Raw genomic sequence first — 25,323 nt, 5'->3', positions numbered from 1 at the left:
CCCGCATGAGAAGAGCCAGTTACGGTGTCGTGGTTCCCTCATCCGGCACGCACTGCCGAGGCCACCGCGGCACCGATCGCCGCCATTCCCGCCGCCGTCGGATGCAGGGGTGCCGCAGGATTCTGCGGGACGACCCCCTCGAAGTACCGCTGATCGGCAGCCACGCACACGTCGTGGCCGACACTCAACGGCTCGGTGTCGACGAACTCTGCACCGTGCTCGTCCGCCTGCTGCTTCAGTGCCTCGTTCATGGCGGTGATGTTGCCCTGGATGTAGTCGGCGTCCTCCGGCAGCATCGGTTGCGTGGGGAAGCAGCCACCGTCGGGCAGATAGGTGCCGTAACCGACGACCAGAATCCGCGCGTCGGGCGCACGGTCGGCCACCGCGTCGAGCATGGCTCCCCAGTTCGGTGCCTTCTCCGCAATGGCGGCACCGACGGTATCGACACCGCCTGCGGTGAGCCGGTCCCTGCAGACGTTGGTGGCCGACGACGCCGTGAAGGTCAGGCAGCCCACGGCCGTCGACACCAGCCCGATGTCGTTGCCGCCGATCGTGACGGTCACCAGATCGGTCTCGGGGGTCAACGCGTCGAGTTGCACGGGCACCTCGCCGCTGGATGTTCCCTGCGCAGTGGAGACGATGTTCTCGGTGACCGCACCCGAGCAGGTGACGTCGACGAACGAGCCGACTGCCAAGTCCTCGGCGAGTACGTGCGGGTAGTTGGAATCGGACTGCTGGCATCCCGGTGCGCCGACCTGATCGGGGATCCGCGGGCCCGACGCGGCCGAGTCACCCAGCGCGACGTAGTTCAGCGGAACGGACGCGTCCGACGACCCAGCAGGCGCTTCCGACACCGACGAGTCCGAAGAACAGCCCGCCAGTACGCAGGCGGACACAGCAAGACCGACGAGAATTCCCTGGCTCCTCACAGCTTCGACGCTACAGATGCCGGTAATCTCGACCGGGTTGTCCAGGACAGACGTCCATCGCATCGAACAGAGGAATTTTCATGATCACCGCGTTCATCAACCAGATCCTCAGCGGCTTCGGCTCCATCTCCGCTGGCAGCAGTGGCTTCGAGCTGGCACCGGGAACGCTGCCCTTCGGGCTGTAGAGACCACCGCACACTCACCCGCGCGGTGGCCGACGATTGCTTCTTCCGCCGCGCGGGTAGTCCGGCATCATGACTACCGACAACAACGACTCGAAGACCCCCGACGCCGAGAAGGACGTGACGTCCGATCCGGCCGCGGCTGCAGAAGACAACGACTGGTCGAGCGAAGGCGGAGCGATCGAAACCGGTCCCGCGACCGACGACGAGCGAACCGACAGCAACTAACCGATCAGACGGCGGGGAGCGGCCCGCAGCGTGCGGACGTCGCCGTCGGCGACGATGTGCTCCACAGTCTCACCTCGGGTGCGCATCGAATCGTCGACGGTGAAGCTCACGCGAGCGTCACCGAGCCAGTCGACTCCCACGACGATTCCCACGGTGCCCTTCGGTATCCCGCTGCGCCACCGCAGTTGCCCCAGATTGCGAACCGTGATTACGGTCTCGCCGATCTCGAAATGCCCCATACGCCCCCCCGGCTCGATTCTTACCGACCAGTAGACCTCGAGTGAACGCCCTGTTCAAGCGGTAGATCCGCGCTTATTTCGCCCGCTGACAGCCTCGATGCAAGTCGGCACGATCACAATTCGGTAATTCGCCCGTTTACAGCCACCAACGCCGTCCCGGGGTATTTTCCGCTTCTATCATTTGCTGTCCTGGCAAGATTTATTGCCAACTTCCGGACCGTGTCGGACACTCTTCCCATGACTACAGACACCGATCGACACACTCCGGTCGACGCGATCATCGTCGGCGGCGGAGTCGCCGGACTCAGCGCCGCCGTGGCCCTCGGCCGTTCCCGACGATCCGTCGCGATCATCGACGCGGGCGATCCCCGCAACGCTCCGGCAGCGCATTCACACAACTACCTCACCCGCGACGGGGAATCGCCTCTCGAGCTGGTTCGCCTCGGCCGAGACGAGGCGCTCCACTACGGCGCACGCATCGTCGAGGGTGTCGCGACGTCCGCGAGTCGAACCGAAGCCGGGTTCGAGGTGACTCTCGCCGACGGTTCCGTCGTCCGCGGCCGCCGCCTCCTGGTCACCACCGGCCTCACCGATGTACTGCCCGACATCCCCGGCCTCGCCGATCGGTGGGGGCGCGACGTACTGCACTGCCCGTACTGCCACGGCTGGGAGGTACGCGATCGCAGGATCGGCATCATCGGCAGCGCCATGATCGGACATCAGGCACAGATGTGGCGTCAGCTCACCGAGCACGTCACGGTGTTCGCGCACACGGCAACACAATCGGCCACCCAAGAACGCGAGCGACTTGCCGCACGTGGCATCGAGGTCGTCGACGGGGAGATCGCTCGGGTCGATGTCGAGGGCGACGCGATCGTCGGAGTGACACTCGCGAGCGGCACACAGATCCGGCTCGACGCGTTGGTCGTCGGACCCAACTTCACCTCCCGCGCAGACGTCCTGTTGTCGCTGGGGCTGGCCACGACCGAGATGGTCATGAACGACCATGTTCTCGGCACGTACGTCGAGGCCGACCCCGTCGGTGCCACATCCGTGCCCGGCGTGTGGGTTGCGGGCAACGTGTCTGCACCGATGGACACCGTCGTGGCGGCGTCCGCGGCCGGAGTCAAGGCAGGCGCGGCGATCAACGGTGACCTGATCGAGGAGGAGGTTCGCCTCGCCGTCGAACAGGCGAAGGCCATCGCCTCCTGAATGCCCGGAGACTGGCGCCTGTGCGCTGTCACAACATCTGTTGAGCTTCTCCGGGCTCCGGGTCGTCTTCGGCCCCGTGTGCGCTGCGCAAAGACGTATATTCACCCATGGAGGCGCCGCGAACAGGCACGCGAACGCTACGAGCGAGAAGGAAGTAGGTCCTTCGATGAATACGAAGGTCGCTGCGCCCTTCGCCATGCACACCGTACGAACCGTCGGTCTGGGTGCCGTGGTCGTCGTCGCGGGCACCGTCTTCGTTCTCGGCGACGCCGGAGTGCGGGCCGGTGTGCTGGCCACCGTCGCAGTCGGATCGGTACTGGCCATCAGCGCCGCGATCCGTAGATACCGTCCCGACGACTCTCGATGCTGGTGGGCACTGTTCGGTGCCTCGGTGCTGTTCATGTTCGGGGTCTCGCTCCGCAGCGATCCCACCGCTCTGAACCATTCTTTTCCGCTGCTACCGGATCTGTTCACCCTGACCGGGTACGCACTCGTCGGGTACGCACTGTCTCGGTGGATTCGAGATCGCCGGTCGATCGACGACATCACTCCGCTCGTCGACGCCGGCCTGATCTTCCTCGGCACCCTGTTCCTGTCGTGGTTGCTGTTCATCTCTCCGGCCCTCGGATCTCCCCGTTCGTCGGCATCGACGGTGTTCAACGGGCTGTATCCGGCGATCGACGCGGCATTGATCACCTTGACCACCTACCTGCTGTTCTCGTCCAAACCCCGTACCCCAGCGCTGCAGTGGGCTCTGGTAGCACTCGTCGCGACACTCGTCGGCGACATCTCATACGCCTTCGCGGCCACCACCGACGACGCGCCGTCCTCGGGATTGCTCGACGGCATCTACCTGTTCGCGTATCTCGCCCTGGCGATGGCCGCCCTGGATCCGTCGATGCGCACCGTCTCCCAGCGGCAGACTCCTGCACCGGCGCACAGCAGCCGCCGCGTCGTGTTCGTGGTGACGCTGCTGGTCGTCTGCGCCACGGTCCCGCTGCTGGGCTCGGCCGTGTCCACCGGAGATCTGATCGTGCGGTCCCTGTTGCTCGCCTCGATCCTGGTGGGGGCCTTCCTGCGCGGCGAACGCGCGCTGACCCGAGTGCAGGTCGGCGAGGAGCACGCGAAATACCTGGCCGCTCACGATCTGTTGACCGGCCTACCGAACCGCACGATGCTCGACGAGGAGTTCACCCGGCTCGAGCGCACCCAGACTCCGGGGCGCACGTGCGTCCTGTTCGTCGACCTCGACAACTTCAAGATGGTCAACGACTCGTACGGTCACCGCGTCGGCGACGAACTCATCGTGGCCGCAGCGCGACGCATCCGCGCCGCCGTCGGTGCCGCCGACACCGTGGTCAGGTACGCCGGTGACGAGTTCGTCGTGTTGACCCGCCGCGATCGCGGCGGAGCAGAAGCGTTGGCCCGCCGCATCATCGATCGGACGAACGAGCCGTTCCCTCTGAGCGCCGCAACGGCATACGTCACGGCCTCGGTGGGAATCGCAGACGCGGACCGACTGCACGACGCCATCCGCGAAGCCGACACCGCGATGTATCACGCGAAATCTCTCGGCGCGGCGCGCTACGCGTTCTTCGACGAATCCCTGCGGGCCCGAGCGACATCCGCGATCGAGACCGCCACCGCGCTGCGCGGCGCGATCAGACGCGGCGAGCTCGAGGTGTACTACCAGCCGATCATCGAGACCACCTCACGCACCACCGTCGTCTACGAGGCACTCCTGCGCTGGAACTGGCAGGGGCGAGTGCGTACCCCCAACGAGTTCATCCCGATTGCCGAATCGACCAACCTCATCAAGGAAATCGGCGAATGGGTGCTGCGCACTGCGATGTCGGATCTGGTGACACTGCGTTCCAACGGGCAGGACGTCACCATGTCGGTGAACGTGTCCCCGATGCAGTTGCGTGACGATTCGTTGCCGGTGATCGTCGCGCGACTGCTCGACACGTACGGCCTCGACGGAGCAGATCTGGCCCTCGAGATCACCGAGAGCGTGCTGATCGACGACATGGGTACGGCGAAAAGCGTTCTCGACCGACTCGCCGCGATGGGTGTGCTCATCGTTCTCGACGACTTCGGTATCGGCTACTCCTCGTTGAGCAGGCTGCGCGCGATGCCGATCGCACTGCTCAAGATCGACAAGTCGTTCGTCCACCAGATCGGCACTTCGGAATCCGACACGCAGCTGATTCGCGCGATCGTCGCCATGGCGTCGGCGCTGCCGGTGGCCACGGTCGCCGAGGGCGTCGAGACCGAGGAGCAGGCCGCGATCATCGAGGCTCTCGAATGCCGCTTCGCGCAGGGCTTTCTGTTCGGTAGACCGGCACCTGTCGCGCATTGGCTTCTCGAATCTGCCGAGACCCGTGCCGGCAGGTGAGCCGGGTGTTAGCGTCGGGCGGTGTCTGTAATCGGAGTGCACCGCTCGACTGTCCTTGCGTGTGCCCTACTGCTGGTGCCGCTCGCCGCGTGCAGTAGCAGCGAGAGCACCGATCCCGACCCTGCAACCGAGAACAGCTGTGTTCTCGGTGCCAGCGGCGGCACCCCGGTAGAGGGGACGCCGAGTGCGAGTTCGGGTGACATCTCCACCAATCCCGAAGTGGCGACCGGGTATCGATCCGACATGGCTCCGGTGGAGACGGCCTCGTACTCCGTCTCGACGGCCAACCCGGTCTCCACCGAGGCCGCGTGCGCGGTCCTGCGTGACGGTGGCACCGCGGCCGACGCGCTGATCGTGGCGCAGACGGTGCTCGGCCTCGTCGAGCCGCAGTCCTCCGGCATCGGCGGCGGGGCCTTCCTGATGTACTACGACGCGGCCACCGGTGAAGTACAGAGCTACGACGGCCGCGAGACCGCCCCGATGAGTGCGACCGGCGACTACCTGCGATACATCGACGACGTCGATCGCACTCTGCCGCAACCCGATGCCCGTTCGAGCGGCCGATCGATCGGCGTCCCCGGGGTGCTGCGGATGCTCGAGCAAGCCCACGACGATCACGGCACCAAGCAGTGGGGTGAGCTGTTCGACCCCGCAATCGGTCTCGCCGACAACGGAATCGAGATCAGCCCGCGCATGGCATCGTCCATTGCCGACTCGGCGCCGAAGCTCGCCCTCGACCCCGCGTCCAAGGACTACTTCCTGCAGCCGGACGGCACCGGCAAGCCTGCCGGGACGGTGCTGAACAACCCGGCGATGTCGAAGACGCTCTCCGCCATCGCAACCGACGGTGCAGACGCCTTCTACACCGGTGACATCGCACAGGCCATCGTCGACGCGACCGCGGACACCACCGCCGGCCGTACCCCCGGACAGATCACGCTGGAGGATCTCGCCGCGTACGAGCCCAAGACCCGCACGGCCGTCTGCACCGAGTATCGCGACCACGACGTCTGCGGTATGCCCGGCCCGTCCTCGGGCGGTATCGCGGTGGCGTCGGCGATGGGGATTCTGTCGAATTTCGATCTCGCGCAGTACGCCCCGACGGGAATGGACGCCAACGGCGGAACCCCGACGGCCGAGGGCGTGCACCTGATCGCCGAGGCCGAGCGCTTGGCCTACGCCGACCGCGACAAGTACGTCGCCGATCCGGACTTCGTACCACTGCCCGGCGGATCCCCCGATGCACTGCTCGATCCCGAATACCTCAGTGAGCGAGCGGGACTGATCGACGAGGGCAGATCCATGGGCACAGCGCAGCCCGGCGACTTCGGCCCGGTGCAGTTCGCCTCGTCCACCGATCCCGAGTTCGGCACCAGCCACATTTCCGTCGTCGACAGCCAGGGCAATGCAGCCTCGATGACGACGACCGTCGAGTCGGCCTTCGGCTCGTTCCACATGGTCGACGGCTTCCTGCTCAACAATCAGCTCACCGACTTCTCGGCATCGCCGGTGGCCGAGGACGGTACGCCGGTCGCCAATCGCGTCGAGCCGGGGAAGCGTCCGCGTAGTTCGATGGCACCGACCCTGGTCTTCGACCGAAACGCCGACGGCACGCGCGGAGATCTGGCGCTCGTCGCCGGCTCTCCCGGCGGTTCGGTGATCATCCAGTTCGTCGTCAAAACACTGGTGGGACTGCTCGATTGGGGTATGGATCCGCAGCAGGCGGTGTCGATGGTCGACTTCGGTGCGGCCAACACCCCGTCGACCAACTACGGCGGTGAGCACCCGAACGTGATGGGCGAGAACGATCCGGTGGTCGTGCAGCTCCGCGAGATGGGCCACCAGGTGTCGGTCGCCGACCAGTCCAGCGGACTGAGTGCGCTGCAACGAACCGACGGAGGTTGGATCGGGGGAGCGGACCCACGCCGCGAGGGTGAGGTACTGGGCGGTTAACTCACGAACCGGTAGCCCATACCGGTTTCGGTGATCAGATGCACCGGGGAGGCCGGATCTCGTTCGAGCTTCTGCCGCAGTTGGCCGAGATAGATCCGCAGGTAATGTGTTTCACGCTCATGCCCGGGTCCCCACACGGTACGCAGTATGTCCTTCTGCGACACCAGCTTGCCCTCGTTGCGCACGAGCAGTTCGAGAACCCCCCATTCGGTGCGGGTCAGGTGCACGTTCTCGCCCTGCCGTACAACGGTTTTGGCGGCGAGATCGACGGTGAAGTCCTCGGTGACGACAACGGGGTCGGCGACGGAGTGCGGTCCACGGCGCAGCGCGGCGCGCAATCGGGCCAGCAACTCGTCCATGCCGAAGGGCTTGGTGACGAAGTCGTCGGCACCGGCGTCGAGTGCCTCGACGGTATCGGCCGAATCGGTGCGAGCCGAGAGCACCAGGATCGGTACGTCGGTCCAGCCGCGCAGACCGGCGATGACGTCGATTCCGTCGATGTCGGGCAGCCCGAGGTCGAGAATCACGATGTCCGGGTGGAAGTTCGCGGCCACCCGCAGCGCCTCTCCGCCATTCGCCGCGCTGACCACCTCGAACCCACGGACATTGAGGTTGATCCGCAGCGCCCGCACGATCTGCGGCTCGTCGTCGACGACGAGCACCCGCACCTTCACCTACTCGCCGCCTTCAACTCGACCGTCATCGTCAGCCCGCCGCCCACGGTGTTCGATGCCGTGACGGTACCGCCCATCGCCCGCACGAATCCTCGCACCACCGACAACCCGAGCCCGACGCCCACCGAGTTGTCGCGATCCCCGAGGCGCTGGAACGCGTCGAACATCGTCTCCTCGGCTCCCTCGGTGATGCCGGGGCCGTGGTCGGCGACGGAGATACTCGCCCACTCGTCGTGCACCGCCGCACTGACGATGATGTCCCCGGTGGGTGCGTAGCGGGCACTGTTGTTCACCAGGTTCGCCAGCACCCGCTCGAGCAGACCCGGGTCCGCCAGCACTTCGACATCGCCCACGTCCACTCGAACCCGATCGTCGGCTCCGATCAATGCGCCGCCCAACACGTCGTCGACGTAAACGGGTCGCAGAGTCGGCTGAACCACGCCCGCCTGCAGCCGCGAGGAATCGAGCAGATTGCTCACCAGCGCGGTCAACTGATCGGCCGATTCGTCGATGGTGGCCAGCAATTCGTCGGTGTCCTCGGGCGAGAATTGCACGTCGGTGCTGCGCAGCGACGAAGACGCCGCTTTGACCGCCGACAGTGGCGTCCGCAGATCGTGGCTGACGGCGGAGAGCAATGCTCGACGCAACGCGTCGGCCTCGGCGAGCGCGTTGGCTCGGCTGGCTTCCTCGGCAAGACGCGCCTGACGGACCATGCCGGCCGCTTGGTTGGCCACCGCCGCGAGTACCCGCCGATCGTGCGCGTGTGTGCGTTCGCCGACGAGCAGCAACGTGAAGTCACCGGCGTCGACCTCGGTGTCGGCTGCGGCTCGATCGACCGGGGCCTGCGCACCTGCGCTGCCCACGATGGATCCGGACTGGTTGTCCCACAGCGCAACGCCTGTCTGCCGATAGGTCTCACGGGCGCGTTCGAGGAGTGCGGTCAGATCCGCTCCGCGGAGTACCGATCCGGCGAACAGCGTCAGCAGCTCGGCTTCCTGGGTGGCCCGGCGTGCCTGACGCGTCCGCCGGGCGGCGGCGTCGACGAGGGCGGCGACGGCAACGGCGACGAGGAGCAGCACGACGGTGACGACGAAGTTGTCGGGCTCGGCGATCGTCAGGCTGTACCGGGGTGTGGTGAAGAAGTAGTTGAGCAGGAAACCCGCGATCAATGCCGAGAGTGCCGCCGGCGCAACCCCTCCCAGCAGCGCGACACAGAGCACCACCATGAAGAACAGGGCGCTCTCACCGCTGGAGTCGAAGTCCGGTCCGACCGTGCTCAGTACGGCCGCTGCCAGGCACGGCACCAGGACGGCGGCGACCCACGCGATGATCCGTCGACGACCCGAATCGACCTGCATGCCCCTGCGGGTGGCCTGCTCGGCGTGGGTGACCATGTGTACGTCGATCTTTCCCGAGTTCTGCACCACTGCCGCGCCGATGCCCTCGTCGAGGATGCGGGCGGCACGTGACCGTCTCGAGGTGCCGATCACCAGCTGCGTCGCATTCACCCCGCGGGCGAAGTCGAGCAGCGTGGTCGGCACGTCGTCGCCGACGACACTGTGCACGCTGGCACCCAGCCCGGCGGCCAGCTTGCGCACCGAACCCATCTGCGGTGCCGAGACACCCATGAGCCCGTCGCCGCGGACGATGTGCAGCACCATCAGCTCCGCACTGGACTTCGAGGCGATGCGACTGGCGCGGCGCAGCAACGTCTCCGATTCCGGGCCACCGGTCACCGCGACCACCACTCGCTCGCGGGCCTCCCACGTGTCGGTGATGCGATTGTCCTTGCGGTACTTCACCAGTGCCGCGTCGACCTGATCGGCGATCCACAGCAGCGCGAGCTCGCGCAGGGCGGTGAGGTTGCCACCGCGGAAGTAGTTGCTCAGTGCGGCGTCGACCTTCTCGGCGGCGTAGACGTTGCCGTGCCGCAATCTGCTGCGCAGCGCCTCGGGGGTGATGTCGACCAACTCGACCTCGTCAGCGGCTCGAACGACGCTGTCGGGCACAGTCTCTCGCTGCGGCACTCCGGTGATCTGCTGCACCACGTCGTTGAGCGATTCGAGATGCTGGACGTTGAGGGTGGAGATGACGTCGATGCCTGCGTCGAGCAGCACTTCGACGTCCTGCCACCGCTTGCCGTGCACGCTGCCGGGGGTGTTGGTGTGCGCCAGTTCGTCGACGAGCACCACCTGCGGCTTTCGGGCCAGGACGGCGTCGAGATCGAGTTCCTGCGCCGAGGACCCGCGGTACTCGACGGTCGCCATCGGCAGCACTTCGATGCCGTCGAGCGCGTCGATCGTTCGCGCTCGGCCGTGTGTCTCGACGACCGCCGCCACGACGTCGCAGCCCCGGCTGCGCAGTCGATGCGCCTCGCCGAGCATGGCGAAGGTCTTGCCGACGCCGGGCGCTGCGCCGAGGTAGATCCGCAGCTCACCCCTGTCCGCCACAGCCTGTCTCCTCACCCGGCCGGTATGTGTCCCGTAGTGCCAGGTTCAACTCCGGAACGTTCACCGCTTCGGCACCGAGTACACCGTACTGCGGCCCGTGCGTGTACTCCGCGACCAGAGCCTCGACGTCGCTCACCGACGCCCCGTTTGCCTGAGCGACTCGCGCGATCTGGATGGCCGCGTAGGCGGGGCTGATGTCGGGATCGATCCCCGAACCGGACCCGGTGACGGCATCGGCCGGTACCGCAGCCGGATCGACGTTCTCCCGGGCCGCGATGGCAGCGCGGCGCTGCTCGACGAACGACGCCAGCACCTCGCTCGACGGCCCCTGGTTGGTCGGCAGCGCCGCCGCCGGATCCCCCGGAGCGAACGCGTCGTCGTCGGACACCGAGCCGGTGACGCGGGTGTGGAAGAACGGATCCGGCTCTCCCGGAGCCACCTGCGGATCGACGCCGATCAACGAGCTTCCGACGACGCAGCCCCGAGCGTCGCGCAGCGGCGAACCCTCGGCGGAGTCGGTCCCGATACGGCTGATGCCCCAGACCACGGCCGGGTAGCCGATGCCGAGAACGACCGTCAATGCCAGCAGCACTGCGAAGCCGGCCACGACCTGGCGAAGAAATCCCTGTACGAAGCGCATGATCAGCCAATCCCTGGAATGTGTCGAACGAGGAGGTCGATGAGCCAGATGCCGACGAACGGGCTGATGACGCCGCCGACGCCGTACACCAGCAGGTTCCGGCGCAGCAATGCTGCCGCCGACGCCGGGGTGTAGCGAACACCCTTGAGCGCCAACGGGATCAGTGCGACGATCACCAACGCATTGAAGATCACCGCAGACAGGATCGCCGATTCCGGCGTCGCCAGACGCATGATGTTGAGCCCACCGAGCTGCGGATAGACGGTGGAGAACATCGCCGGCAGAATCGCGAAGTACTTCGCCAGATCGTTGGCCAGCGAGAACGTCGTCAGCGCACCGCGGGTGATCAGGAGCTGCTTGCCGATCTCGACGATCTCGATCAACTTGGTCGGGTCGGAATCGAGGTCGACCATGTTGCCGGCTTCCTTGGCGGCAGACGTGCCGGTGTTCATCGCGACACCGACGTCGGCCTGGGCGAGAGCCGGGGCGTCGTTGGTCCCGTCGCCGGTCATCGCGACCAGCCTGCCGCCCTCCTGTTCCTGCCGGATCAGCGTGAGCTTGTCCTCAGGAGTGGCCTCGGCGAGGTAATCGTCGACCCCGGCCTCGGCGGCGATGGCCTTGGCGGTGAGCGGGTTGTCGCCGGTCACCATGACCGTCCGAATTCCCATGGCGCGCAGCTGTGCGAACCGCTCGGCGATGCCCGGCTTGACCACGTCGGAGAGCTCCACGACACCGAGAGCACGAGCAGCAGAACCGGTCTCGCGTACCGCCACCACCAGCGGCGTACCGCCGTTCTGGGCAATGTCGTGCACGGTGGCGTCGAGATCTGCCGTCCCGCCACCCTCACGAATCCAGCCGTAGACCGAATCCGCTGCACCCTTGCGAATCTCCATGCCCGGTAGGTCCAACCCACTCATCCGAGTTTGCGCCGTGAAGGCCACGAACTCACCGCGCTCGGATTCGCCTTCTGCCGTTGCAGATTCGAAGTCACGCTCGACCAGTTCGACGATGCTGCGGCCCTCGGGGGTGCCGTCGGCGAGTGAGGACAGTCGGGCTGCCCGAGCCAGTTCGACGGCGTCGACGCCCGTAGCCGGGTGCAGTCCGGTCGCACGGCGATTACCGAACGTGATGGTGCCGGTCTTGTCCATCAGCAACGTGTCGATGTCGCCTGCCGCCTCAACTGCGCGTCCGGACATCGCCAGCACGTTGCGTTGCACCAGTCGGTCCATGCCCGCGATGCCGATCGCCGAGAGCAGCGCGCCGATCGTGGTGGGGATCAGACAGACCAACAGTGCGATCAGCTGGATCGGATCCTGCTGCTGCCCTGCGTAGTTCGACATCGGACCGATGGCGACGACGGCGAAGAGGAACACGATCGTCAGGGACGCGAGCAGGATGTTCAGGGCGATCTCGTTCGGCGTCTTCTGCCGAGCCGCGCCCTCGACGAGTGCGATCATTCGATCGACGAACGTCTCACCCTGCGCTGCAGTGATTTTCACGACGATCTCGTCCGAGAGCACGATGGTTCCGCCGGTCACCGCCGATCGGTCGCCGCCGGACTCGCGCACCACGGGAGCCGATTCTCCGGTGATCGCCGACTCGTCGACGGTGGCGATGCCCTCGATGACGTCGCCGTCACCGGGTATGACCTCACCTGCCGAGACGATCACCTCGTCGCCGACTAGCAATTCGGCACCGGCGACCTCTTCCACTCCGGATGCGGTGCAACGTCGGGCAACATTGTCCTGCTTGACCTTTCGCAGGCTGGCGGCCTGGGCCTTGCCGCGGCCCTCGGCAACGGATTCGGCGAGGTTGGCGAACAGCACCGTGAACCACAGCCATCCGGTGACGAACCAGGCGAACACCGACGGCTGGGCGATCGAGAGGATGTTGGTGACGATGGAGCCGAGGAAGACGACGAACATGACCGGGTTGCGGGCCAGGTGCCTCGGGTCGAGTTTGCGGAACGCGCCGGGGACGGCCGTTCTCAGTGACAGGTTCATTGCATGGCCTCTGCTATGGGTCCGAGAGCAAGTGCGGGGAAGAACGTGAGGGCGGCGACGAGAATCGCGGTGCCGATCAGCAATGTGCCGAACAGCGGCCCGTCGGTGGGGAGGGTGCCTGCGTTGGGTGCGCTGCGTTTGGTGGTCGCCAGCGATCCGGCCAGTGCCAGCACGAAGACGATCGGCAGGAAGCGGCCGAGCAGCATCGCGACACCGAGGGAGATCTGGAACCAGTCGCTGGTCACTGTCAGTCCACCGAAGGCGCTGCCGTTGTTGTTGGAGGCCGACGCGTAGGCGTAGAGCACCTCGGTGAAGCCGTGGATACCGGGATTGCCCTGATAGCTCGTCGTCGATTCGAGAATCACGGTGATGGACGTGCCGACGAGCACGAGGATCGGCATCACCAGTACCGACAGCGCGGCCATCGTGATGGCGCGTCGACCCAGCTTCTTGCCGAGGAATTCCGGAGTGCGGCCGACGAGCAGGCCACCGACGAACACGGCGATGACCGCGAGCACGAGCAATCCGTACAGGCCGGTGCCGACGCCGCCGGGAGCGATCTCGCCGAACAGCATGTTCAGCAGTACTGTTCCGCCACCGAGTGCAGACATACTGTCGTGGGCGGAATTGACTGCGCCGGTGGATGTTCCGGTGGTGGACACGGCGAACAACGCCGACGCCGGAATGCCGAAGCGGACTTCCTTGCCTTCCATCATCGCGCCCGCGGCGGTTGCTGCGACGCCACGGGTTCCGGACTCGGCGAACAGCGTGACCGCCAACAGCGTGGCCCAGAGCGTCGCCATGACCGCCAGCAGCGTCAGACCCTGCTTGCGGTTGCCGACCATGGTGCCGAACGTGCGGGTGAGCGCGACCGGAATCAACAGCAGCGAGATGATCTGGACGATGTTGGTCAGTGGGGTCGGGTTCTCGAAAGGATGCGCGGAGTTGGCTGCGAGGATGCCGCCGCCGTTGGTGCCGATTTCCTTGATGGCCTCCTGAGAGGCAACGGGCGCAAGCGCATTGGTGACCGTCTGCCCGTCCAGTCCGGTGGAGGTGAACCCGGTCGAGAACGACATGATGGTGCCCTGAGTCAGCATGATCACGGCCACCAGCAGCGCCAGCGGCAACAGAATGCGCAGTGTCCCGCGAGTGAGGTCGACCCAGAAGTTGCCGAGCTCACCGCCGGTGGAGACACGCACGAAGCCACGGATGACGGCGATCGCAACCGCGAGACCGACTGCGGCAGAGACGAAGTTCTGCACCGCGAGGCCCAGCGGCTGCGTCAGGTTCGACAGCGTGGTCTCGGGGACGTACGACTGCCAGTTGGTGTTGGTGACGAACGACGCGGCGGTGTTGAACGCCATCGCCGGGCTGACCCCGGACAGGCCCCCGTTCAGCGGCAGCACACCCTGAATTCGCTGCAGTACGAACAGGAACACGACGCCGGCGAACGAGAACCCCAGCAGACTGGTGGAATAGCCCACCCACGTCTGCTCGGAGGCGGAGTTCACCCGAGCCACCCGATAGAGCAGACGCTCGACGCGCGTGTCGTGGGAGGAGTCGAACACTCGGGCCATGTAGTCGCCGAGCGGTACGTACGCCGCAGCCAGCACGACGATCACCACCGCGATCTGCAGGCCCGCGACAAGAGCAGGATTCATGGCGGCGTCAGAACCTCTCCGGATCGAGGAGAGCGACGAACAGGTACACCGCAACACATGCGGCAACCACGAGACAGAGCAATTCGGTCATTGCTCGATCCTGAATCCCGCTACCGAGCCGAGCCGCGTTCCTTACGCTTTCTTACGCCGTCGACCAGCGGTCATGACGCAGTTTTTACGTCAGCGCTCCTCGATGTCGTCGACGCGGATCTCCACGACATCGCGACCGAGGGTGGTGCCCAGCAGATCCGACACGGTGTCGATCGCGATGGTCGCGAGCTCGTCTCCCGCGGCCTGCAGGTCGTCGCCGTACACCCCGATCACCGCGACGAACAGGCCGATACAGGCATGGTCGTCGAGGTCGAGGTCGATCTCGGTCGGCTGCGCGCCGCGTACACCTGCGAGTGCACGCCGGAGCGTCGTCTTGACGATGTGATCGCTGATGCGCAGCGAGTCCGCCGATCCTGCCGTGGAGCCGAGCGGATACGCGCTGTCGATGGGCCACGTACGCCTGGTGGTGTTGCGTACTTTCGTGAGGATGGACGCGCTGATGTCCACCCAATTCGGTTCCTGCGGTGCGTCCCGAAGTTCGGTGGCAGCACGCGCGAGAACCGAATCCGGCTCTACTGGGTTCGCCATGTTGCCAACCTTTCGCTCAATGTTGCTCGTGCTCTGGTCAACTGACCACGTACTGCGCCTGCGGACAACGTCATGATCGCGCCGATCTCGGGATGCGTCAGGCCCTCGACCTCGCGAAGCAACCAACAGGCCCGCTGGCGGTAGGGCAGCTCCGAGAGCGCGACGCCCAGCTCGGTCATGAAGCTGTCGGCCTCGACATCGGCCTCGGGATTGCTGCCCGCGCCGGTGCTCTTGCGCTCGAACAACCAATCTTCGGCGGGTGGAACGCTGCGCTTGCGGCGATGGTCGATCACCTTGTGCGAGACCAACGAGAACAACCATGTTCGCAGAGCCGAGTCCCCACGGAAATTGTCGAGGCCCTTCCACGCTGCCACAAATGCGTCCTGCACCACCTCCTCGGCGGCACCTTGATCGGACAGCATGTTGCGCGCGTAGCGGAACATCTCCGGGCCGTAGCGCCGGACGATCTCCTCGAACGCATCGGTCTCGCCCAGCGCCGCAGCGCCGACGAGAACGCGGTCCGACGCGTCAACCCACTCCATCGGGCCCCCAGTTCGCTTCATCGTGGTCATCGATCACGCAAGTCTTTCGATACCGGTTTACCAGTAGACGTAATCTATGACGTAGGTCACTTTATCCGGACGTGCGTTTCACCGATCGAGCTACGACCAACTCCTGTCACACACTCTGCACCGAAGACACACAACGAAGAGAGGCATTCATGAGCTCCACGACGGACACCAAGGCAACCGTATCCGCAGCAGGCGAAGGAAAGACCGACATCACCACCAAGTCGGACTCCGTGCTCGTCAGCTCGCAGGGCCGCACCACCATTGCCGATACCGTCGTCTCCAAGATCGCCGGCATCGCCACCCGTGAGGTCCAGGGAGTGCACGCCGTCGGCGGCGGAGCCAGCCGCGCAATCGGCGCTCTCCGCGAGCGCATCCCCGGTGCCCGCGTCAACCAGTCGCAGGGCGTGTCGGTCGAGGTCGGCGAGCGTCAGGCAGCGGTCGACATCGACATCGTCGCCGACTACGGCGTCTCCATCGCAGACCTCGCAGCAGGCATCCGTCGCAACGTCATCAACGCCGTCGAGCGCATGACCGGCCTCGAGGTCACCGAGGTCAACATCGTCGTTCACGACATCTACCTCGACGACGGCTCGGACGACGAGGACACCACCAGCGAGCCCGCCACCACCCGAGTGCAGTGACCGACCCGCACATGACGGAACGTGACAGGTCCGAGGACATCGCCGACGCCGTACTGGCGATCGACGGTGTCGTCGGGCTGCACGGCGGCATGTTCGGTGAGGCCGCTACGTATCTGCCCGGGCGTCGTATCGCTGGCATCCGAATCGGTGAGGACGGGACCGAGGTCCACGTATCGCTGGAGTTCGGTGTCGCAGTCCGCGAGACGGCCGATGCAGTACGACGCACAGTGGCGACGATGGTCGACGGGCCCGTGCACGTCACCGTCGAGGACATTGTGCGAGTCTGACCAGGTGAACCAGCACGCAGCGTACGACCGAGCCGCCGAGTACAAGGCGGCTCGGCGCGCTGTGGCACGCGAACACCACCCCGACATCGGCGGCGACCCGGCCCGGTACATGGCCGCACTCGCCGATGTCGACCGAAGATTCGCGGTGCTGCCCTCGGCCCCTGTCAACGCAGCGAGCACACCGACGGCATTCCGTGCGTCCTCGATTCCGTCCCCGCTACGCACACTTCCCAAGCGGATCGCTCGTATCCGCAAACGCGTCACCAGGCGCAACTACTTCGAACTCTGAGTGGAGATCAAGACCATGACCACTGCAACCATCGGTTTGTTCGTGGGACTTCTGCTGGCCATCGCCGCAGCGGCAGGCGGCTTCACCGGCTTCCTCATCGCCATCGTTCTCGGTGGCCTCGGATTCTTCGTCGGCCGCTACATCGACGGCGAACTGGACCTGAACTCGATCATGCGTGGTCGCGGTCGTGACTGAGACAGCTGCGACCGACACCCCCGAGGACGCCGGCGAACGCGGATCACTGGAGATCAAGCACAAGGCCGTCGAGCGCCTGGCAGTACTCGCTGCCCGCAGCACCGACGCCGTTGCCGATCCTCAGCCGGGCCTACGCGTCCTCGGTGGGCGTGACCTACCCAAGGCCGACGTGACGATCAACGGCTCGCGCGTTCGCGCCCAGGTCGCGGTGGCGGTCACCTGGCCATCGCCGCTGGCGAAGGTGGCCGCTGACGTTCGTGCCGCCGTGGCCCGGGATCTGTCCGAGCTGGGTATCTACACCGTCGATCGAGTCGACGTCACCGTCCAATGCGTACCCGCCGAAGCCACCGTCGAAGAAGGGAGAGTGCAATGACCGCGAAAGCGACGAAGAAGCCGGTAGCCAACCCCGCCGCAGCCGTACCCGCAATCCTCTTCGCACTCGTCCTCATCGGAGCCGGTGTGGTCCTCGGCCGAGAAGCGTTGCTGAACCTGGGTGCCATCGACGGCCCCGAGTGGGTCGGCCCCGCTGCCACGAACCTGGACGGGCTCACCGCGCAGAGTTGGATGTTGCCGGGCGGGATCGCCGCCGTCGTCGTCGGATTCATCCTCGTCCTCCTCGCCGTCAAGCCTCGCCGGCGGACCCATCGTGCCCTCACCGAGCCGGACGTCTGGCTCCGCAAGGGTGACGTCGCCGCTGTTGCCCGCACCGCCGCTCTCGACAACGCCGGAGTCGACTCCGCGACGGCCAAGGCCGGCAACAAGAAGGTCACCGTCGCCGCGTCGACCGTGACGGGCACCGACACCGCAGCGCTGAAATCGTCGATCGTCACCTCCGTCGACGACGCTCTCCGCCCACTCGCGCCGGCACCGAAAGTCCGCACGCGAGTGCGAACGACAGGACAACCATCGTGAAACGCGCAACTGCCTCGGTCGACCGAACCAGTACAGCGGTCGTCGGACTCGCACTGATCGCCCTCGGCGGCGGAGCAATCGCGTGGGAACGTGGCCAGTTCCCGGGCCGCGAGCGCATCGATGCCGCGTTCGTCGACACCACCGTCGACGCCGGCTGGTGGCCCTGGGCTCTCGGAGCAGCCGCGATCGTTCTCGTACTTCTCGGATTGTGGTGGCTGCTCGCGCACCTGCCCCGCCGTTCGGTCGGCACCGTCGCGTTCTCGTCCACTGCGGACTCGGATGTCGACGGCAGGCTCAGTGTCGATCTGACCACCGCCGCCAAGAGTGCTGCCAAGTCCCTGGCAGCTCACGAGGGCGTCGTGTCGGCACACGGCCGATCGGTGTCGGACCGCGGTCAGCGGGTCGTCGAGATCACCGCGACCATCGACCCGGCCGTGACGACACTCGACAAGGTTTCCGCGGTCGCGGCACAGACGCGCAACGACATCGTGACGTCACTGGACGGCACTCCCGCCGCAGTGCGAATCCTGTTGCAGTGCGGAAAGTCTCGAAAGCAGTCCGTTCGCGTCAGCTGAGTTCCGCTCGCACGCTCAGGAGAATTCGATCTCCCCGATCAGGCCGTGATGGTCCGATCCGGGGAGATCGATTCTTTCCAGCGACCGGGCATGACCGGAGTTGGTGAGGATGTGGTCGATCCCGACGACAGCGGGCGTGCCCTTGTCCGTGGGATAGGTCGGGATCAGGCCCTTGCCCAATTGTGCTGCGGCGTCCGAGTATCCGACGTCGAGCAGGTTGCGGAACTTCTTGTGCGAGTACGTGGTGTTGAAGTCCCCGCTGACGATCACCCGGCCGGTGCCTGCCACCGCCTCCAAATCGTTTCGCAGTGTGTCCAATTCAGCGGTCCAGATATCCGCCGGGGTGATGTAGGCGGGACCGGGATGCACGGCCAGCAGCGTGACCGGCTCGGAACCGGGGACCTCGACCTCGGTGGCGAGATTGACCGGGCCGTATCCGTTGAGCTGCCGGTTGTCCGAGATCGGGAATCGGCTGTAGATTCCGGCTCCGCCGCCGCCGGTCACGTGCGGCTCGAGGTAGCTGTAGGGAAAGAGTTCGTCCATACCGGCGTCACGGAGACCGACCACCGACGCGTCGGTCAGTTCCTGGATCGTGACGACATCGACGGCACTGTCGCGGGCCTGACCGACCACAGCAATGGGATCGGCCAGCCCGATCATCAGATTCGCCTGCATGACGCGCAACCGCACGCCCTCGCTGCCCGTCGCGTCCTCCGGTGCCGCGTCCGCCACGTAGAGCGGTGCGTAGGCCACTGCGCCTGCAGCGAGAACCAGTGCGGAGACTCCCGCCAGAACCCAGCGCCTACCGATCAACGCCACCAGGGCACCGACCACCACGGCGATGAACATCAGCGGAACGAACGACGCGAGCGCGATCAGGACGTTGACCCGGGTGTCGGTGTAGTAGATGCCCAGTGCCACGAGCCCAATAGCGATGCCCAGAATGGCGATCGAGCCGGTGAGTATTCGTATCCAGGTTCGCTGCATCCGCCCTAGAGTAGCTACGCTCGCACGCCGCCGACCAACGCTCGGATGGTCGTCCAGGTCATCGACAACAAACCGCGAACCGCCGCGAACGAGAACGCAATGGACCACACCGTTCGTGTCGACGGTTCCTCGACCGGCACTCCGGCGAATCGATCGGACAACCAGTCCAAGGTAAGCGGCGCACCGATCGGGTGCAGCGACAGGTGCTCGCTCAGCCGATCCCGCAGATAGGTCACGTGAGCTCCGGCCTCGATGTACCGATCCACCTGTCCGTCGACGTCGTCGACGGCGATGATCTGATCGTGCACCGACTGAATGACCAGCAGCGGTGCCGTCGGGGCGGTGCGCCCGGGCTGAATATCCAGGAACACCTGCACGATCTCGGGCAGTGCCAACAGATCGGCCAGCGGAACGTCGATGTAGTGGTCCAGGTCGTGCCTGGCCAGTTTGGTCACGGCGCGCACTGTCGTCATCGACTCCACGGAATCGAGAATGCGCATTCCGTCCTCGTTGACGTGCTGACGGATGACCCGATCGAGCTCGGGGTAGGTCCGCCGCAGGCCGGCCACCACCAGTGTCGGCAATGCTGCGTGCAGCGTCGCATTGAGCCGGGTGAACGCCGAACCCGGATCTCCGACGGGGGAGCCGAGCGCGGCACCGACCAGCTCGATCTCCGGTGCGTATTCCGGTGCCATCTCCGCCGCCCAGGATGTGGCGAGCCCGCCGCCCGAGTAGCCCCACAGCGCGACCGGCGTGCTGTCGTTCAATTCGAGCGGCTCGAACGACAACGCCGCGCGGATGGCGTCGAGCGTGCAGAACCCGGGTTCCTGCGGCGAACCCCAGTGGCCGTCGGGTCCCTCGTGATCCGGGATCGAGATGGTCCACCCTCGTCGCAAGGCGTGCAGTACCAGCAGGAACTCGAACTGTGGAACTGCGCCGAACGCCCGCGAGCCACGCCGAAGCGCGTAGGACGGGAAGCACGAGGACGCGACGCCGTCGATCGCACACTGATAAGACAGAAGTACCGGCTCCGCGTCCCGCGGGCGCAGCACCGTCGTGACGCTGGCCTGGGGATACCCGCCGAGATCAGCGGTGCGATAGAGCAGCTGCCACGCGTCGACTCGCTGGCGCACACGACCGAACATCGCGACCTCGACCGGACGCACCTTGAGAATCGTCCCCGGTGGAGCCGCTTCGTACCCATCGGGCGCGGCGTAGAAGGCGTCGTCCTCCGGCCTGGTCGCGTCACTCCGGCTCGGTGCTCGTTCCACCGGCCAGGGCTGTTCGTCCTCTATCGATCTGTCGACGCTCATGTCCCACCGCTTCTTGTCCGAGTCTCGCCGTCACACTAACTTGCCCTCAACGACTCCATTTCATGCAGCCTGCTGCCAATTGGTGATCAGGACGTCGGTCGCGTAGCTGAGGTCGAGGCCCTCCCCACCCCAGTTCGGGACGATGGCGTCGGGCGCGATGCAATCGTGTCGCCGCCGGAGTTCGTCCGCGTCGCCGGACATCGTCGGCGCGTGAATCATCTCTATTCCCGAAGGATGGTGAAACGAGAAGCGTTGATCGTCGAGGGCTTCGATGAAGAAGTAGCCGTCGTGCAGCGCTCGATGGTGTTCGCCGCACAGCAGGACCAGGTTGTCGAGCGTGGTCTTGCCTCCCCGTGAGCGGTAGGTGACGTGATGGGCATGCAGAAATCGAGTGCGCCCACACCCGGGCACCGTGCAGCATCGATCCCGAATGATCAACTGCCGCAATTGGGTTCGGCTCGGCGCTTTGGCAGTCGAACTCCACCGCACAGTCTTGCCGAGGCGGCCGTGACCGACCGTCCGCATGACCGCAGAACACAGCACCTGAGCCAACGTTTCGTCGTCCAGACCCGGGCCGTCGTCGAAATGGGCATGATCGTGACCCGCCTCGTCGATGCCGCCGAGGTGGACCAACACTTCCGCCGCCGGTGAGACCACCGGTGAATCCATTCCGGCACAGACCATCTCGGCCATGGCAATCATCGCCGGCACCGGGTTCGACGGTGCCGGAGCCGCCCGGTCACCCTCGGATTCGCCCTCGGTTCGGGTGCGCTCGTACTCCGCCCTGGTCAATGCAGCCAGAAACCGCTTGCCGTCCTCGGGCCGAAAGCGCGCCGTCAGCACGAGCGAGCCGTCGTCCTCGTCCCAGCGCCACCGCCCCACGGACGGATCGGCATCGACTCCGTTACCCCTGGTCGGACGCATCGCTTTCTTCAGGCCACGGCACAGACGCTCGATGTGGGCGGCGGGTGCATCGAGCGCCTTCTGCAGCAGCGACGCCTCGTTGTCGACCGTGGCCACCCTCGTCATCGCCCGGACCTTCGAGTAGGAAACCGTGCCGCTCAGGTACGCCGAGGTGATCAGCGGCAACTCCCGCATCGCCTTGGCCACCCGTACCTGCTCACGGGCCGTGTGCAGGTCGACTCCCGCACGCCACGACAACCAGTGCGCACAGGACCGCACTTCCCATCCCGCCCATCCGCGTCGAGCATCGAACTCACCCACCAGAATCAGATACTGCGCCGACGCCGCAGCGATCTGACCGGCCAGAGCGCAGATCTCGGTCTCGATTTCTCTCGTCTCGATCCGTCCCGCCTCGGATCCAGTCTCTTGCATGTCGCTCATGAACGCCCCCATTCATCGAATGCATGTTCGACGGAGCGTACGACGCGGTACCGACAAGAACTTCTCGACGAGGTCCGACGCGTCCCCGCGGGGACGTTCCGGGCTTGCTTTCTCGCTGTCCGGCCCGATACTGACACCGGATGCTGGTTCCGAGCGAAGGGCGGTAGACGCACGTGAGCGACGACCCGCCGGTACCCGAGCAGGCCACGAGGCATCCGGCATCGACTGGGCAGCGAATGCCCTACATGGCCGACGTCCGCAATCCTCTCGCGCGCTTTCGCAGTCCGCTGCGCAGCACGTGGTTGACGTCGCTGTTCGGTGCGGTGCTGCTCGTCGCGCTGCCGATCATCACGGTGACGGGGCTGCTCTCGTACAGCGCCTATGGACCACAGTTCGGCCAGGCCAGACCCGGAGCCGTCGGGTGGCTGCGGTTGCCGTACTTCGACTGGCCCACCGACCCTGCCTGGCTGTACCAACTCACCCAGGGCCTGCACGTGGGGTTGGGCCTGATCATCGTGCCGCTCGTCATCGCCAAACTGTGGTCGGTGATGCCCAAGCTCGTCGAACTACCACCGGTCCGATCGCCGGCACATGCGCTCGAACGACTGTCGCTGTTGGCATTGGTCGGTGGCCTGCTGTTCGAGATCGTCACCGGCGTCCTCAACATCCAGTACGACTACGTGTTCGGTTTCGACTTCTACGCCGCTCACTACTTCGGTGCCTGGGTGTTCATCTCCGGATTTCTCGTGCACCTCGGTCTCAAGGTTCCGCTGATGTGGCGCACCCTGAGGTCCGAGTCACTGATGGACGTGTTGCGGGCCCGCAACGAAGCTCCGGACCAGCAGAGCGACGACAGCCCCCCGTCGACCATGAGTCGGCGCGGTGCCATCGGATTGGTCGCCGCCGGAATGGGTTTCGTCGCTGTGTTGACCGTCGGCCAGACGCTCGGAGGAGTGCTGCGCAAGGCTGCGATTCTGCTGCCTCGCGGACGCTCGTACGGTGACGGCCCCAACGACTTCCAGATCAACCGAACCGCCGAAGCTGCGGGGATCACCGAGGCGCAGACCGGGCCCGACTGGCAACTGACGATCAGCAGCGCAGCCGACGACGCCGTCCCGGTGGTGCTCTCTCGGGGCAGGCTGCTGTCGATGCCGCAGCGCACTGCCGAACTTCCGATCGCGTGCGTAGAAGGATGGTCGACCACGCAGGCGTGGACCGGCGTCCCGTTGGCCGAACTCGCCGCGCTCGCAGGCGTACCCGCACCGCGATCGGCCGAGGTCACTTCGCTCGAGCAGAACGGTGCATTCACGCGCGCGGTACTACAGGGAAATCAAGCGAGCCATCCGGATTCGTTGCTCGCGTTGCAAGTCAACGGCGTGGATCTCTCGCTCGATCACGGATTTCCCGCGCGCGTGATCGTTCCCGCTCTTCCGGGCGTCCACAACACCAAATGGGTTGCCACCATCGTGTTCCGTTCGTGACTTCCGGCTGTGCGCTTTTCAAACCTCCGTGAATGGTAAAGAATCTTTCTTCGGTGGCCCGTGGGGCTGCCGACGAGTGTGTGTTCTCTCGCCTCGATGAGTTCCGAAGGTCATGCCACGATGCTTGCTTTCTCCAGAGGCCTCCTCGCCGCAGGTGCAGCGCTCACGCTGCTGTTCGCCGCAGGATGCTCGTCGTCCGAATCGGGCAATGCCGTTGCCGCAGACACCACCACCTCGTCCTCCACGTCCGCCGCGGCCGGCACCACCGATGACGTATCCGGCCAGGAAGGCATCGACGCCGGCGGCTCCACCGACATCGACGTCGAGATCGGTCAATGCGTCCAACTCGGCGGAACGATGACGGCCGCCACCATCGAGAACGCCGAATGCGGCAGCATGGAATCGAACTACAAGGTCATCGCCAAGGCCGAGCAGAACGAGCAGTGCCCCACCGACGTGAATCAGACCTACTACGAGACACTCGACGGTGTGGAGCAGGGGGCACTGTGCCTCGACGTCGACTGGGTCGTCGACGGCTGCATGAGCGTGCCCACCGTCGGTATGGACGAGCCCTCACGAGTCGACTGCAACGACCCCACCGCGACCGACGTCGAACAGGTCACCGAGATCAAGACCGGTACCGCCGATCCCAACGAATGCCCCGAGGGTGGATTCGCCTACGATTCAAGGCAATTCGTCGTCTGCACCACGACGGTCTCCTAGTCGCGCTGCGCCGTTACCATCTGTGTGACGTAGTGGTAGTCGACGTGGCCGTGGCGGGTGATCGCCTCGTGCACCGCGTTCAGGACCTCGGCACGGCGCCGGTCGTCCAGGACGAGATGGCTCGAGTACGTGGCGGCCATGGCGCAGAATTCATCTGCGGAATAGCGCTGAACCCATTCGTATGTCGAGGTAGTCCACGGACCGAAGCCGGCAGCGCGGGGCACGTTCGACTCCGGTTGCGCACCGAGAGAACGCACCAACAGGTGGGCCACTTCGGGCTCGGTTGCGTCGTAGGCCGCCCTGACCGCTTCCCATGCCGGGCCCTCTAGGTCGCCCGGCATGTTCCACCACAACCGAAGGGCACCGCCGGGAACCAACGCACGGGCTGCCACCGCAGCGCCCCGCTCGTGGTTCACCCAATGCCAGGCTTGCGCGGCCACCACAACATCGAAAGACGTCGCCGGGACGACGCACTCCTCGAACCGTGACACCTGCACTTCGACGTCGCGGTTCTCGGTGCGCCGCCGAACCAGCTCTGCCATAGCCGGATCCGGTTCCACCGCAACAATGGACGCGCCGAGTTCAGCCAACGCAACGGTGGCTTTGCCGGTGCCTGCTCCTGCCTCGAGCACTCGCAGCCCGTCGCCGGTCATGATGTCCGCGTACAACTCGGCGGGGTAGCCGGGACGGGCCCGGTCGTAATTCTCGGCAACCTTGCCGAAGCTCAGTGCACGTGATGACTGCTGTCCGTCGGTCACCGTATCGACGGTACCGAGCGCTGACTTGCCAGGAACCG

General features: G+C 65.7%; 27 protein-coding genes. 13 read left to right on the top strand and 14 right to left on the bottom strand.

What is annotated here, in order from left to right; translation table 11 throughout:
* Window positions 1-38: 38 nt before the first annotated feature.
* Complete coding sequence (locus tag QM615_RS07385) at window positions 39-929, bottom strand: SGNH/GDSL hydrolase family protein (protein WP_283347175.1); 891 nt, start codon at window positions 927-929, stop codon at window positions 39-41.
* A gap of 254 nt (window positions 930-1,183) precedes the next feature.
* Between QM615_RS07385 and QM615_RS07380 the strand changes: the two genes are divergently transcribed.
* The gene (locus QM615_RS07380; RefSeq protein ID WP_188078726.1) at window positions 1,184-1,339 is read left to right on the top strand and encodes a hypothetical protein; all 156 of its coding nucleotides are present in this window, start codon (window positions 1,184-1,186) and stop codon (window positions 1,337-1,339) included.
* Here the strand turns inward: QM615_RS07380 and QM615_RS07375 are convergent.
* Window positions 1,336-1,578, bottom strand: a complete 243-nt coding sequence (locus QM615_RS07375; protein ID WP_149406788.1) for a hypothetical protein — start codon at window positions 1,576-1,578, stop codon at window positions 1,336-1,338. The two genes, QM615_RS07380 and QM615_RS07375, sit on opposite strands and share 4 nt — an antisense overlap.
* 237 nt (window positions 1,579-1,815) lie before the next feature.
* Between QM615_RS07375 and QM615_RS07370 the strand changes: the two genes are divergently transcribed.
* From QM615_RS07370 to ggt, 3 genes are all read left to right on the top strand, one after another.
* A complete protein-coding gene (locus tag QM615_RS07370) occupies window positions 1,816-2,790 on the top strand; it encodes an NAD(P)/FAD-dependent oxidoreductase (RefSeq protein ID WP_149406787.1) in 975 nt (324 codons plus the stop codon).
* A gap of 166 nt (window positions 2,791-2,956) precedes the next feature.
* Window positions 2,957-5,188 (top strand): putative bifunctional diguanylate cyclase/phosphodiesterase, encoded by a 2,232-nt coding sequence (locus QM615_RS07365; RefSeq protein WP_149406786.1) that lies wholly within the window; start codon window positions 2,957-2,959, stop codon window positions 5,186-5,188.
* A 30-nt stretch (window positions 5,189-5,218) separates the two neighbouring features.
* Window positions 5,219-7,141, top strand: coding sequence for a gamma-glutamyltransferase (ggt, locus tag QM615_RS07360; RefSeq protein ID WP_410482252.1), 1,923 nt, complete (start codon window positions 5,219-5,221; stop codon window positions 7,139-7,141).
* Here ggt and QM615_RS07355 read toward each other — a convergent pair.
* The 8 genes from QM615_RS07355 to QM615_RS07320 all read right to left on the bottom strand — a co-directional run bounded on the left by QM615_RS07355 (window position 7,138) and on the right by QM615_RS07320 (window position 15,771).
* Window positions 7,138-7,815: a response regulator gene (locus QM615_RS07355; protein WP_149406784.1), complete on the bottom strand. Its 678-nt coding sequence runs from the start codon at window positions 7,813-7,815 to the stop codon at window positions 7,138-7,140. The genes ggt and QM615_RS07355 overlap by 4 nt on opposite strands.
* The gene (locus QM615_RS07350; protein ID WP_149406783.1) at window positions 7,812-10,265 is read right to left on the bottom strand and encodes a DUF4118 domain-containing protein; all 2,454 of its coding nucleotides are present in this window, start codon (window positions 10,263-10,265) and stop codon (window positions 7,812-7,814) included. Before QM615_RS07350 ends, QM615_RS07355 begins: the two co-directional genes overlap by 4 nt.
* The gene (locus QM615_RS07345; protein ID WP_149406782.1) at window positions 10,249-10,905 is read right to left on the bottom strand and encodes a potassium-transporting ATPase subunit C; all 657 of its coding nucleotides are present in this window, start codon (window positions 10,903-10,905) and stop codon (window positions 10,249-10,251) included. The genes QM615_RS07350 and QM615_RS07345 overlap by 17 nt, the downstream gene beginning before the upstream one ends.
* A gap of 2 nt (window positions 10,906-10,907) precedes the next feature.
* A complete protein-coding gene (gene kdpB, locus QM615_RS07340; RefSeq protein ID WP_149406781.1) occupies window positions 10,908-12,908 on the bottom strand; it encodes a potassium-transporting ATPase subunit KdpB in 2,001 nt (666 codons plus the stop codon).
* Window positions 12,905-14,569: a potassium-transporting ATPase subunit KdpA gene (gene kdpA, locus QM615_RS07335; protein WP_149406780.1), complete on the bottom strand. Its 1,665-nt coding sequence runs from the start codon at window positions 14,567-14,569 to the stop codon at window positions 12,905-12,907. The genes kdpB and kdpA overlap by 4 nt, the downstream gene beginning before the upstream one ends.
* Before the next feature lie 7 nt (window positions 14,570-14,576).
* Window positions 14,577-14,660: a potassium-transporting ATPase subunit F gene (locus tag QM615_RS07330; protein ID WP_082898670.1), complete on the bottom strand. Its 84-nt coding sequence runs from the start codon at window positions 14,658-14,660 to the stop codon at window positions 14,577-14,579.
* Between the two features lie 89 nt (window positions 14,661-14,749).
* Complete coding sequence (locus QM615_RS07325) at window positions 14,750-15,208, bottom strand: hypothetical protein (RefSeq protein WP_149406779.1); 459 nt, start codon at window positions 15,206-15,208, stop codon at window positions 14,750-14,752.
* The gene (locus QM615_RS07320; RefSeq protein WP_068049456.1) at window positions 15,193-15,771 is read right to left on the bottom strand and encodes an RNA polymerase sigma factor; all 579 of its coding nucleotides are present in this window, start codon (window positions 15,769-15,771) and stop codon (window positions 15,193-15,195) included. The genes QM615_RS07325 and QM615_RS07320 overlap by 16 nt, the downstream gene beginning before the upstream one ends.
* 158 nt (window positions 15,772-15,929) lie before the next feature.
* On the opposite strand from QM615_RS07320, the gene QM615_RS07315 reads away from it, so the two are divergent.
* Genes QM615_RS07315 through QM615_RS07285 form a run of 7 tightly spaced genes read left to right on the top strand, consistent with a single transcriptional unit; the run spans window position 15,930 to window position 18,679 of the window.
* Complete coding sequence (locus QM615_RS07315) at window positions 15,930-16,421, top strand: Asp23/Gls24 family envelope stress response protein (RefSeq protein ID WP_068049443.1); 492 nt, start codon at window positions 15,930-15,932, stop codon at window positions 16,419-16,421.
* An 11-nt stretch (window positions 16,422-16,432) separates the two neighbouring features.
* Window positions 16,433-16,708 carry an Asp23/Gls24 family envelope stress response protein gene (locus QM615_RS07310; RefSeq protein WP_068049455.1) on the top strand — a complete coding sequence of 92 codons (276 nt, stop codon included), beginning with the start codon at window positions 16,433-16,435 and terminating at the stop codon, window positions 16,706-16,708.
* 4 nt (window positions 16,709-16,712) lie between these two features.
* Window positions 16,713-16,997 (top strand): hypothetical protein, encoded by a 285-nt coding sequence (locus tag QM615_RS07305; RefSeq protein WP_149406778.1) that lies wholly within the window; start codon window positions 16,713-16,715, stop codon window positions 16,995-16,997.
* Window positions 16,998-17,012: 15 nt separating this feature from the next.
* Window positions 17,013-17,192, top strand: a complete 180-nt coding sequence (locus tag QM615_RS07300) for a hypothetical protein (RefSeq protein WP_027495126.1) — start codon at window positions 17,013-17,015, stop codon at window positions 17,190-17,192.
* Window positions 17,185-17,565 carry an Asp23/Gls24 family envelope stress response protein gene (locus QM615_RS07295; protein WP_068049453.1) on the top strand — a complete coding sequence of 127 codons (381 nt, stop codon included), beginning with the start codon at window positions 17,185-17,187 and terminating at the stop codon, window positions 17,563-17,565. The genes QM615_RS07300 and QM615_RS07295 overlap by 8 nt, the downstream gene beginning before the upstream one ends.
* On the top strand, window positions 17,562-18,104 hold the full coding sequence (locus QM615_RS07290; protein WP_149406777.1) for a DUF6286 domain-containing protein: 543 nt from the start codon (window positions 17,562-17,564) through the stop codon (window positions 18,102-18,104). Before QM615_RS07295 ends, QM615_RS07290 begins: the two co-directional genes overlap by 4 nt.
* Window positions 18,101-18,679: a hypothetical protein gene (locus QM615_RS07285; protein ID WP_094638315.1), complete on the top strand. Its 579-nt coding sequence runs from the start codon at window positions 18,101-18,103 to the stop codon at window positions 18,677-18,679. Before QM615_RS07290 ends, QM615_RS07285 begins: the two co-directional genes overlap by 4 nt.
* Window positions 18,680-18,694: 15 nt before the next feature.
* Here QM615_RS07285 and QM615_RS07280 read toward each other — a convergent pair whose 3' ends face one another.
* The 3 genes from QM615_RS07280 to QM615_RS07270 are packed head-to-tail and all read right to left on the bottom strand — an operon-like array spanning window position 18,695 to window position 22,323.
* A complete protein-coding gene (locus tag QM615_RS07280; RefSeq protein ID WP_149406776.1) occupies window positions 18,695-19,666 on the bottom strand; it encodes an endonuclease/exonuclease/phosphatase family protein in 972 nt (323 codons plus the stop codon).
* 14 nt (window positions 19,667-19,680) lie between these two features.
* Window positions 19,681-20,979 (bottom strand): lipase family protein, encoded by a 1,299-nt coding sequence (locus QM615_RS07275; protein WP_149406775.1) that lies wholly within the window; start codon window positions 20,977-20,979, stop codon window positions 19,681-19,683.
* Window positions 20,980-21,039: 60 nt separating this feature from the next.
* Entirely contained in the window at window positions 21,040-22,323 is a 1,284-nt protein-coding gene (locus tag QM615_RS07270; RefSeq protein WP_188078724.1) for an HNH endonuclease, read from the bottom strand.
* 236 nt (window positions 22,324-22,559) lie between these two features.
* On the opposite strand from QM615_RS07270, the gene QM615_RS07265 reads away from it, so the two are divergent.
* Both QM615_RS07265 and lppU read left to right on the top strand, forming a co-directional pair.
* Window positions 22,560-23,804: a molybdopterin-dependent oxidoreductase gene (locus QM615_RS07265; protein ID WP_149407066.1), complete on the top strand. Its 1,245-nt coding sequence runs from the start codon at window positions 22,560-22,562 to the stop codon at window positions 23,802-23,804.
* Between the two features lie 96 nt (window positions 23,805-23,900).
* The gene (gene lppU / locus QM615_RS07260) at window positions 23,901-24,527 is read left to right on the top strand and encodes an LppU family putative lipoprotein (RefSeq protein ID WP_188078723.1); all 627 of its coding nucleotides are present in this window, start codon (window positions 23,901-23,903) and stop codon (window positions 24,525-24,527) included.
* Here lppU and QM615_RS07255 read toward each other — a convergent pair.
* The gene (locus QM615_RS07255) at window positions 24,524-25,285 is read right to left on the bottom strand and encodes a class I SAM-dependent methyltransferase (RefSeq protein WP_149406772.1); all 762 of its coding nucleotides are present in this window, start codon (window positions 25,283-25,285) and stop codon (window positions 24,524-24,526) included. The genes lppU and QM615_RS07255 overlap by 4 nt on opposite strands.
* Window positions 25,286-25,323: the final 38 nt, after the last annotated feature.

The organism is Rhodococcus sp. IEGM 1341 (assembly GCF_030056895.1).
Lineage (GTDB): Bacteria > Actinomycetota > Actinomycetes > Mycobacteriales > Mycobacteriaceae > Rhodococcoides.
Note: the sequence above shows the minus strand (reverse complement) of the source record. Positions and strands in the feature narration are given on the sequence as shown.